This is a genomic window from Bradyrhizobium sp. 179, from assembly GCF_023073535.1.
Classification (GTDB): Bacteria; Pseudomonadota; Alphaproteobacteria; order Rhizobiales; family Xanthobacteraceae; genus Bradyrhizobium.
In genome coordinates, this window is the sequence record NZ_JADPJR010000075.1 from 1 (window position 1) to 9,005 (window position 9,005).

The window sequence follows — 9,005 nt, forward strand, 5'->3', positions numbered from 1 at the left end:
GAAGTCGAAGCCCGCAAGCTCCTTCACGGCCGGGAAGTGTGCGAGCTTCAGCGCCATCTCGATGCGGCGATGATCCTTGCGCGCGATCTCGCGCTCGCATAGCAGGATCAGCGTCTCACGCGCCGACAGGTTCGCGCGCGCCGCCTCGTCGAGCAGGCTGTCGAGCTGGTCGCGAATGCCGGAGAGCTGCAATCGCGCCAGCATGGCGTCTAGCGGATCGGTTGTTGCTTCAATTACCTTCTTTGCCGGTGCCATCAGAAGCTTCCTCCGATCACGGCTTCGTATTCGGCAAGAGGACGCAACAACGAGGGCGGTGGAGACGATCCCGGTACCGTCGCCGCAGCAATCTCCGGCCGGCGGACCGCGCCGTTGCGACCAGCAACACCATCGAGATGGGCAAAGTCGATGATCCGCAGCCGGCGACCCTCCGATAGCTTGTGCACTGCTACCTGGTGCAATCCATGGCGGATCCGCACTTCGCCGGCCGCGATCGTTACCGCCACGCGCTCGCCAATCAGGCGCCACGGTACCGAGTAGCTGTTCGTGTCGATCTCGACGGCGCAATCATTGCCGACGACGCGGGTCAGTTCACGCAAGGATCCGAACGAAGGCTGCCCGCCGAGCGGCTTCAACCGATGTATCTCGTCGCGCGCGAAGCGGATGATTGGCGCCTCTCCGGTCGTGCCATGGATACGAACGTTTGCAACCTCACGCTCCCACCTGTCGAGGTGCGCCTCGAATGCTTCCCAGCTTGGGAAGGAATGACCGGCGATTGCGTTCTTCTTCACGTAGCCGACGCCGTTCTCGGTCTTGCCTTTCGTGCGCGCCCGATATGGTGCGCAGGCGCGAGGACGGAAGCCCCAATGTTTTGCGAAGGCGATCAGCTTGTCATTGAACTGAACCGATCGGCTCACCGCGTCGTGGCGCACCACAAGCCCCCGTGGATTGTCCATCAGCACTTCCTCGGGCACACCGCCGAGGGTCGTGAATGTGCTCTCGAGCCCGGCAAACCAATGCTCCTGTCTCTCGGCGCGGAACGCACGCACATGAAGCCGTCGCGAGTGGCCGAGCGTTGCCACGAACACGAATGCCTGGACTTTCGCTCCTCCGATCTCGACCAGGCGCTCCCCAAAGTCGATCTGCAGCTGTCGGCCCGGCGGCGTCTCAAACCGCGTTGTCGCCAGAGCCTCCGCCTTCAGCGCCTGGCGATAGGGCTGCACGGCGCGTTGCAGCGTCCGCCGGCTGACTGTCACGCCTTTCTCGGCCAACAGGTCCTGGCGCACCACGTCGGCATTGCCGCGATGCCGAATGAGCCTCTCGCGCAGCCAACCCTCAAGGCCGTCGAGACGCTTCGGCCGCTCAGGCGACTTGAACGCCTTCACCCCGCCCGCCACCACGTAGCCCTTCACCGTGTGATGACTGCAGCCCAGCTGTCGCGCAATCCGCTTCAGACCCCACCCGCACGCCCTCAGGCGCAACATCTCCGCCACGTCATCCGGCGTCTTCATCACCTGCCCCCGTGGATCAATCCACGACGAGCCTTCAGTGATTCGTTCCTGCTTCATTCACTCTCTCCCCAGCTATCCGAGGAGGGGGCAATTCCTCGTGACGCTGAGGGGGCAGTTTTCCATGGCGCGCGACATATCCTACAAGGGCGCGGGTGGCGTTTAGCCCGTGTCGGGACGGACGGTTCGCTGCTATGGATGTAAGGGCAAATCGCGGACACTTGCGAGAATTTCGGTTTGACAGTGCTATTTTCTGAGCTGTTTCACGACTGTGTAAGTTATTGAAGATAAACACATTATTTCCATCTGCCTGAATGTCGAAAAACATCGCGGATGCGATAGAGAAGCTGTTATGCCGGCATCTGCTCGATTATACGCGCACGGTCTTCGCCTAGAGTCCACCACGGCTCGATGCGGCGATCCTGATGCACGCCGCTGAGGATAATCCGGGCATTTTCCGGGATGTGGTATGCAGCGCAGAGCGAAGCGCGGTCTTTGAATTTGAGCGCCCTTCCGCGGAAGCTGACAATGTCCGGCAGGCGCAGGGCGAACGTCGAGCCTGCCAGCCGCCCGACGCGGCCACTTCCATGGTACACGAGCGGCACAATATCGTCGCTGATCTGGTGCCTCACGAGCGGCGCGCGGGGTACGTTGTCGAAGTCGAAGCCGCCGATCTCGCGCAACTGATCGGCAAAGCGAACGCTTGGCGCGTTTCTGCAAACCCGGGTGCATTTGTCAGGATTGTTGCAGCAAAGGCCAAGGCAATCGAAAAGGGGGTCCTTCACGCACAATCCGCCGCATTGATGATGGTCTCATCGCTGCGTGTGTCGAAATGAGCCGAAATCATTTAATAACCGTGTTCGAAAGCGGATTGACGCGGATGATCTCGCCGACCGCAATGCCAGTGCCCGCAGAGAGGGCCTTCAGGATGTCAGACGACGCGTTCGGTGCAGAGAATTGCACCGAGTTTCCGACACAGCCCAGAAGCTTGCCCTTGTCCGCCTGCAGGATGTGGTCGCTGCCGACAGATGGGGCCACGCCCTTTTCCATCACAGCGATGAAAGAGCGGGGCTGGTCTTCGGGGAAGCGGGTAAAGAGATCGAGCGTGGCGAGCGCAACGCGCTGGCGATCAATGTACTTGTCGTGCGAGCGGCGGCGCTTTTTGAGTTCTTCGGCCCCCATCAATTGGCCTCCGTGAACAAAGATTGATAAAACTTCGCGCGGCCCTGCGTAAATTCAAGGATCAGGCCCGCTGCCGCCAGCGATGCAAGGCGGTTATTCCAAACCGTAGGAGCGGTTACGCCGTCCGCTTCGCCGAACATGCGATTCAAGTCGCCGGCAGTGTGCGGCCAAGGCTGGTGACGCGCTCAAACGTGGATGCCTGCTTCGGATCAAGCTGGCCGATGATATGCTGATTTTCCGCCGTACCTGCGGGAGAAACATCCACCACCAACAGGTTTTCTTTTCTTGCGTCCGCGATAACCGCCAGTTCGTCCAGCACCGCCGCATTCGCATTCGCAACGACAGGGTAGTATTTGGAATTCGACGCACGCAGGAAGGTTTTGGGACATCGGGATTTAGCGTGCAATTTTCAGGATCAGTGAGTGTTTTTCATGACCGGCGGCTTCCAGAGACAGCCGCCCCGGCTGGCTATGCCGCCCTGATCCACGCCTGCGAGCTGTCCGTTCCGGTCCCCCGACTCTTGTCAGCCATCGGGTCCAGGCACCGCATCAGCGAGCAGGATGGCTGGCGCATCTACACGCCACGCCACGCGCCCGAAGCTTCTCTTGAGGGGCATCTGACTTTCGCCCTCAAGTATGAGGGGCTGGACCTTGCCGTTCTGAAGCGGATCTTCCTCGCCGTGAAGGAAGGGGATATCGCCGAACTCGTGCGCCAAAAGCCGACCGGCCTTTACACGCGGCGTATCTGGTTCTTGTACGAGTGGCTGCTTGGCCGGGAGTTGCAGCTGCCGTCCGCGGATAAGGTTTCGTATGTGGATGCTGTCGATACCGATCTTCAATTCGGCGGGACGAGACAGAACTCGACCCGGCACCGCGTTCGCAACAATCTGCCGGGTACGCCGGCTGTCCGCTCGTGTTCAGGACCTCCGCGTTGAACGAATTCATTGCGCAGGACTGGAAGGAGCGCGCGCGCGCCGTCGTCAGCGAAGTTCCGAAGGATTTGCTCGCGCGGACGGCGGCATTTCTTCTGCTGAAGGATTCGAAGTCCAGTTACGTGATCGAGGGAGAGAGGCCGCCGCCGGACCGCATTCAGCGGTGGGGTCGCGCCATCGGCGAGGCAGGCCGCGCGCCGCTCAACGCGCAGGAATTCCTTCGGCTCCAGGGCATCGTCATTGGCGACGAACGCTTCGTGAAGATGGGCTTCCGCCAGGAAGGCGGCTTTGTCGGCGAGCATGACCGCGATACGCAACGGCCCATTCCCGATCATATCAGCGCGCGGCACGAAGATATCGCCTCGCTTATGGCGGGCCTGATCGCGTTCGATCATAGCGCGGAGAACGATCTCGATCCCGTTGTCGCCGCAGCGGTGCTGGCGTTCGGCTTTGTTTATATTCATCCATTCGAGGACGGCAACGGGCGCATCCATCGTTACCTGATGCACCATGTCCTTGCCCGCCGTGGCTTCAATCCACCGGGACTGCATTTCCCAGTCTCTTCGGCCATCCTCGACAAGATCACAGAATACAAGAGTGTGCTCGAAAGCTATTCCAGCAGATTGCTTCCATGCGTTCAGTGGCAGCGACTCAGAAGGGCAACGTGAAGGTCCTGAACGATACCGCCGATTTCTACCGGTGCTTCGACGCGACGCCCCACGCGGAATTTTTGTACGAATGCGTGCGACAGACGATTGAGCAGGACCTTCCCAACGAAAATAACTTCCTCCGAAGCTTCGACGCCTTCCGGGCAGGCATCGGGAACATGATCGATATGCCCGAGCGTACGCTCAACAATCTCTTTGGTTTCCTTCGGCAGAACGATGGGAAGCTATCGAAGCGTGCACAGGAAAACGACTTTACTCAACTGACTCGAGACGAAGTTCAGCAAATCGAGGCGCTCTATGCCGAATCCTTCGGCGAAGGAGGCGGCGGTGCGTAAAAGAAGCTACACGGCCCTGCTCGGATTAGCTCGGCGCTGTGGATCACCCCAATGACGATTGCCTGCTTGGGGTGCGGTTCTCTTATATGGAATCCAGGAGATTTGCCCGTCCGGGGCAACTGGAAGACTGACGGCCCCGCTATTCCGGTGGAATTCGCACGGCAATCCAACAACGGGCGGATTACACTTGTAGTGACGCCAGATTCCCCTGACGTGACCGTCCTTTGGGCGCGCCTAGAAGCTGCGAACATTGACGCCGCAATACGAGAGCTTGCGCTCAGGGAAGAGGTCAAGCCACGCCATACCGATTCCAATATCGGATTTTGGACACCGGGAAGAACGTCGCCTCATCGAGAAGCTCACGAAATCGGCGTTTGGGCAAAGAAATACAACCTCGACGGCGTCGTATGGACCGCTTTGCGCCCGAAATTCGGAACCGCGTACCGAACACCGACTGAATTATCTTGCCGGACTTATAGGAGAGGTTCGCACACGGGCGGAAGCCTATTGCCGCCTGGCCCCAACTCAAATTCGAACGCCATATCGCGCTGCTGAATCCTTTCGGAGCTAGTTTCCATCTCGTGCCAGAAAATTGTCAGGTCCGGTTCCGGATATCCGCTCCCCGGATGGAGCGTATACGGCAGCGATGTCCGCAAGCGATCCAATGTTCACAAAGAAGTCGTCATTCGCCAATGCAGGGCCGCCTTCAGGATCAAGAACAAATCTCATTTCCCGCTGGTAGGCAAACGCCATGGCCTTCGACACAAGCGGTCGGCGTTTTTGACCGTTCAGGAAATAGGGATCGAAATACTGATTGGAAACAGCTCTTTTCTCGCGCGCGGCGCGTCGCGATTCAGATGCGGCAGCGCGCGCCGGACAAATTCCATTGGATCGAAGATGACGATACACGCATCGGTCTCCGAGAATTCCGCGAAAAGGCGGGGATCGAGGTCGCTGCTGAACGAGCAGAACCAATAAGGAATATCGTGAAGTGCACCATTCCGCTCCGTGCTGCGGCGTGTGGCGAACTCAACATCGTCAATCGCTCCGAGCGCATTTCCGCTAGTATCTGTGATCTGGATAGCCTGGCCGGGCCTCTTGTACGCCTTGCTCAGTTCTTCGTCCGACCGGGCAGGATCGACGGGCAAGTCGCGGTAGGAAGCGGCGGGCGCAAATCTCAATCGGCCACCCAACAGATCGAGCAGCCAGGTCCTCCTGCTGATTCGTACAAGCAGCTTGCGACCTCCGACCACCGTGCCATGGAAGCTCTCAGCCAGTGCCGGTATGCAAGGAATTCCGGGTGTGGCAACTGGAGGCAATCCACGACTTTCAAATTCCAGAATGGTCCAATGACGCGCGCGCATCCACCAGCAGGGACTTAGCCAGCCGTGATCTGCCGGAAGTCCGTCACGCGGCGTGCGCCCGTTATCAAGATAGAGAATATTTTTGTCGATCTGCGCGAGCCGGCTTTGCAGGATCTGCATCTGTGAGATTGATGAGGTTGCGACCGCCGACCTTGGCCACAAAAGCCCACAGCTCTTCGTCGTAGGCGGGCATAGTTCTTCGTTGTTCTAATATTTCATCTATGAGCACCGCATAACCTCACGAGAACTATAACCGAAATCCCACGCGAAATGCACTGCTCGCAGAGCGTAGGGAAAAGACCGTCCCGCCGCGTGACCAGGTGATCAATGCCTTTCTGTGCGCGACATTGCGAACGCGCGGGCAAGGGAGCAGATCGCTTCCGAAAGTTTCGATCCGACTCGCCGGAAGAAACGCTTTGATAAGGGCGATAGTGGTACTACACTTACCAAAGCGGCCCGATGATTCGTTCATCCGGGCCGTTTTCATTGGCACAAGTTCTGGCACAAAAATATTTTTTTCGGGTATTTTTAGCGCTATATCAATGGTTTATGTAGTCGGCATTCCGTCTCATAACCTGATGCTGAAAGGCACAGTCGGTTCGATTCCGACCCTGCATCCACCTCTTGAGGAGAACGCCATGGATGCGCCGCTTCAGTTCTTCGCCTACGAGCACCTCCCGCCGCATCTAAAGGCGGTGAGCAAGCCGTTCGGTGACATGGCGCAGAAGGTGTGCGCCGAGCTCCCGCGCATCGGAGAACACCACGGCATGCGCAAATTGCTCGAGGCCAAGGGCTGCGCGGTTCGCGCCGTTCTCTTCAAGGATCCGGCTGCGAACATCGACGGCTAAGATTTTCGCGGACACGGTGGCACGTGGCGAGCCCAATCCGTTGTAAACGGGCCCGGTTAAACCTGTGGCAGTTCAACTCTGTCTCGGCGGACCATCGTCTTTCGCGGGCGAAAGATTACGGTAGTTGGCGAGAGCCGCTCTCGCAGCGCGGGTTTGGCCCTCGGCGTCAGCACCAATTCGCCTGGATAGCTCAGTTCGGTAGAGCTCCGCGTTGAAGCCGCGGACGCGGTTTCAAATCGATCTCCAGGCGCCACCGAGTCGGCTATCGCTGGCGACACTCGCGGCAAGTTTTCTACGACAGCGCCTTTGGCCTGGCCGCTGGTGCCAGCGCTTCAAGGGCCAGCTTCACAAACGAAGGCGGAAGAGCTCCTTGCTTTGCCTTTGTGCTAAGATACGTCGGCATTTTGTCCTTCAAGTAAACGTCACGCATCCAACGACGAAACTCTCCCAAGCAGCTGTCCGGGTAGCAATACGCCGGCTGGGGGTTTGAAGCGGCCTGCGGGAAATAGCTCGGATAGTTATGCTCATATTGGATACGTTCACCGTGAGCCGCCTCTAGCCCGGTATCGCGCCAGTGATTTGCCCAATGTTGACCGACACTGATATCCGGGATGAATTTATCGTCTACCTGCGCCCCTTGTCGGATCAACGTGACAATGATGTCCGACATTTCCTTGAACACACTAAAGTAGCCATGGGGCACGGTGTGGAAAACCAGCGACACTCGGTCGTGAAACAGGCTCCAGCTATCTGGCACCCGCGCTGCGGGGCTGTAGCCTAGTTGCGTGTATATGAACTCCCGAAGCGCCATGCCGGCCAACTGACGGAAATTCTGCACTGCTTCTGGCTTGACGTTCGCGCCAGCTTCGAAAGCGTAGTATTCAAGGATGGCAAGGCAAACATAGTCCGGATAAGCGTACACCTGCCGCTTTTCATCAGACACGTCGAAGTAGGGAGCCGTCGGCGTTTGTCCTCGTGCGGACAGAAGATTCTTAATCGTCGTGATCCGAGGTTTTTGAATTTCCTCCTCCCATTCAGCGCCGATTGTGCCGATGTGAGCGTTTTGCACGCCGCATAGACGGGCCAGTCCCCGCTGAGTGAGAAAGGGAGTTCCGTCGCTCAAAACTCCCATTTCGATGCCTTGAATCTCCGTCTGCTTATCGACGTAGACATCCAAAGTACCCTGCGCTGGGTTGATTTTCTTTGGACCTGTTTTTGATGGTAAGTGTTTGATTTCTTTAGCCATAGGCGCGATTTCCTCGAAGGTCATCAGACCGCAAATCGGTTTCGCGCACTTTATCGCGCAACTGCCCGTATGCGTCGTCGTATTTTTATGCATTGAGCAGAAAGACGGCGCGCGATGAGCCATCAACGCTGCTTATCGTCACTGTTAATGCTAGTTACCCTCGCGAGTCAGCCAATGCGGCGCCGTTTCCTTGAGGCCGTGATGTCAGGTACCAGCTGGATCTACGCTCCCAAAGGCAAGATCCCGTTCTATCGGGAGCGCGACTACATCTATTCGACGACCGGAAAAGCCAAGTATTTTGTGAGCGACGGCTGGTGGTACGAGATCGACGACGGCGTCGCGAAATATTGGACGCGGGACAACTGGGCCTACACGACGAGCGGCAAAGCGGCCTTTCCTTTGGTACGGCTAATCAGGAATAGCGGCTCAAAGAGTGGGCAACTGCGCCGCGAAATAGGCTGAGGTGGTGCGACTGGCGTTGAGCCCAGCCGAGGCGCACGACGTACGACTTACCGGAAGACTGCTCTCTCGCTTGAAGCCCGGGTCAATGCTGCTTGCCGACCGGGGCTATGACGCTGACAGGATCAGGGAGCTTGACATGAGGAAGGTAGCGGAGCCAACATCCCGCCGAAAAGCAACCGCAGCGATCCGATCTGCTTTAGCCCGCACCTCTACCGCGCTCGCAACCACGTCGAACGGTTCTTCAACAGGATCAAGCAATGCCGTGGGGTGGCGACGCGCTACGACAGCTTGCAGGAAACTACCTTGCCTTCGTCCAACTCGCATTCGCCCGCCTATGGCTGGCCCCGCGTTATGAATCCGCGCCCTAGCACTACTTTGGCAGATTGTCGGATTCCTCTGAATTTTTAGGATTCCCGAATCGATTTTTCAATGATTCATGGGTGGTCGGCTCTTGGAGGGCTGAC

13 protein-coding genes, 1 tRNA gene and 1 pseudogene are annotated in these 9,005 nt (G+C 58.1%); 8 read left to right on the forward strand and 7 right to left on the reverse strand.

The features are described 5' to 3' along the window. Together IVB12_RS18835 and istA are read right to left on the reverse strand one after the other, a co-directional pair. A partial coding sequence (locus IVB12_RS18835; RefSeq protein ID WP_247301059.1) for an ATP-binding protein occupies positions 1-255 on the reverse strand: 255 nt, incomplete at its 3' end. Next, complete coding sequence (gene istA / locus IVB12_RS18840) at positions 255-1,565, reverse strand: IS21 family transposase (RefSeq protein ID WP_247301060.1); 1,311 nt, start codon at positions 1,563-1,565, stop codon at positions 255-257. The genes istA and IVB12_RS18835, both read right to left, overlap by 1 nt. A 365-nt stretch (positions 1,566-1,930) precedes the next feature. Here istA and IVB12_RS18845 point away from each other — a divergent pair, with 365 nt between their 5' ends. Continuing rightward, positions 1,931-2,341 (forward strand): hypothetical protein, encoded by a 411-nt coding sequence (locus tag IVB12_RS18845; RefSeq protein ID WP_247301061.1) that lies wholly within the window; start codon positions 1,931-1,933, stop codon positions 2,339-2,341. 7 nt (positions 2,342-2,348) lie between these two features. Here IVB12_RS18845 and IVB12_RS18850 read toward each other — a convergent pair whose 3' ends face one another. From IVB12_RS18850 to IVB12_RS18860, 3 genes are read right to left on the reverse strand one after another with little or no spacing between them, the layout of a single operon-like run. Further along, positions 2,349-2,687 carry a hypothetical protein gene (locus IVB12_RS18850; protein WP_247301062.1) on the reverse strand — a complete coding sequence of 113 codons (339 nt, stop codon included), beginning with the start codon at positions 2,685-2,687 and terminating at the stop codon, positions 2,349-2,351. Further along, positions 2,687-2,827 (reverse strand): hypothetical protein, encoded by a 141-nt coding sequence (locus IVB12_RS18855; protein WP_247301063.1) that lies wholly within the window; start codon positions 2,825-2,827, stop codon positions 2,687-2,689. Before IVB12_RS18855 ends, IVB12_RS18850 begins: the two co-directional genes overlap by 1 nt. Before the next feature lie 5 nt (positions 2,828-2,832). Beyond that, a complete protein-coding gene (locus IVB12_RS18860; protein ID WP_247301064.1) occupies positions 2,833-3,006 on the reverse strand; it encodes a hypothetical protein in 174 nt (57 codons plus the stop codon). A gap of 81 nt (positions 3,007-3,087) precedes the next feature. Between IVB12_RS18860 and IVB12_RS38415 the strand changes: the two genes are divergently transcribed. Genes IVB12_RS38415 through IVB12_RS38425 form a run of 3 tightly spaced genes read left to right on the forward strand, consistent with a single transcriptional unit; the run spans position 3,088 to position 4,621 of the window. Beyond that, positions 3,088-3,621 (forward strand): hypothetical protein, encoded by a 534-nt coding sequence (locus IVB12_RS38415; protein WP_346658507.1) that lies wholly within the window; start codon positions 3,088-3,090, stop codon positions 3,619-3,621. After that, positions 3,618-4,286: a Fic family protein gene (locus IVB12_RS38420; protein ID WP_346658508.1), complete on the forward strand. Its 669-nt coding sequence runs from the start codon at positions 3,618-3,620 to the stop codon at positions 4,284-4,286. Before IVB12_RS38415 ends, IVB12_RS38420 begins: the two co-directional genes overlap by 4 nt. Continuing rightward, entirely contained in the window at positions 4,283-4,621 is a 339-nt protein-coding gene (locus tag IVB12_RS38425) for a hypothetical protein (protein ID WP_346658509.1), read from the forward strand. The genes IVB12_RS38420 and IVB12_RS38425 overlap by 4 nt, the downstream gene beginning before the upstream one ends. A 788-nt stretch (positions 4,622-5,409) precedes the next feature. Here IVB12_RS38425 and IVB12_RS18870 read toward each other — a convergent pair. Next, positions 5,410-6,105: a hypothetical protein gene (locus IVB12_RS18870; protein ID WP_247301065.1), complete on the reverse strand. Its 696-nt coding sequence runs from the start codon at positions 6,103-6,105 to the stop codon at positions 5,410-5,412. Between the two features lie 518 nt (positions 6,106-6,623). Here IVB12_RS18870 and IVB12_RS18875 point away from each other — a divergent pair. Then, positions 6,624-6,833, forward strand: coding sequence for a hypothetical protein (locus IVB12_RS18875; RefSeq protein ID WP_247301066.1), 210 nt, complete (start codon positions 6,624-6,626; stop codon positions 6,831-6,833). Between the two features lie 179 nt (positions 6,834-7,012). Continuing rightward, a tRNA-Phe gene (locus tag IVB12_RS18880) sits at positions 7,013-7,086 on the forward strand. A gap of 39 nt (positions 7,087-7,125) precedes the next feature. Here IVB12_RS18880 and IVB12_RS18885 read toward each other — a convergent pair. Further along, the gene (locus IVB12_RS18885) at positions 7,126-8,103 is read right to left on the reverse strand and encodes a hypothetical protein (RefSeq protein WP_247301067.1); all 978 of its coding nucleotides are present in this window, start codon (positions 8,101-8,103) and stop codon (positions 7,126-7,128) included. Positions 8,104-8,253: 150 nt separating this feature from the next. Between IVB12_RS18885 and IVB12_RS18890 the strand changes: the two genes are divergently transcribed. After that, the gene (locus IVB12_RS18890; protein WP_247301068.1) at positions 8,254-8,541 is read left to right on the forward strand and encodes a hypothetical protein; all 288 of its coding nucleotides are present in this window, start codon (positions 8,254-8,256) and stop codon (positions 8,539-8,541) included. Positions 8,542-8,545: 4 nt separating this feature from the next. Continuing rightward, positions 8,546-8,909, forward strand: a pseudogene (locus IVB12_RS18895) (transposase); the annotation flags it as partial. Positions 8,910-9,005 lie beyond the last annotated feature (96 nt).

What these genes read in the sequence shown, in the direction of transcription:
- istA (WP_247301060.1), bottom strand. Translation starts at nt 1,565, where the DNA reads ATGAAGCAGGAACGAATCACTGAAGGCTCGTCGTGGATTGATCCACGG.
- IVB12_RS18845 (WP_247301061.1), top strand. Translation starts at nt 1,931, where the DNA reads ATGCACGCCGCTGAGGATAATCCGGGCATTTTCCGGGATGTGGTATGC.
- IVB12_RS18850 (WP_247301062.1), bottom strand. Translation starts at nt 2,687, where the DNA reads ATGGGGGCCGAAGAACTCAAAAAGCGCCGCCGCTCGCACGACAAGTAC.
- IVB12_RS18855 (WP_247301063.1), bottom strand. Translation starts at nt 2,827, where the DNA reads ATGTTCGGCGAAGCGGACGGCGTAACCGCTCCTACGGTTTGGAATAAC.
- IVB12_RS18870 (WP_247301065.1), bottom strand. Translation starts at nt 6,105, where the DNA reads ATGCAGATCCTGCAAAGCCGGCTCGCGCAGATCGACAAAAATATTCTC.
- IVB12_RS18875 (WP_247301066.1), top strand. Translation starts at nt 6,624, where the DNA reads ATGGATGCGCCGCTTCAGTTCTTCGCCTACGAGCACCTCCCGCCGCAT.
- IVB12_RS18885 (WP_247301067.1), bottom strand. Translation starts at nt 8,103, where the DNA reads ATGACCTTCGAGGAAATCGCGCCTATGGCTAAAGAAATCAAACACTTA.
- IVB12_RS18890 (WP_247301068.1), top strand. Translation starts at nt 8,254, where the DNA reads ATGCGGCGCCGTTTCCTTGAGGCCGTGATGTCAGGTACCAGCTGGATC.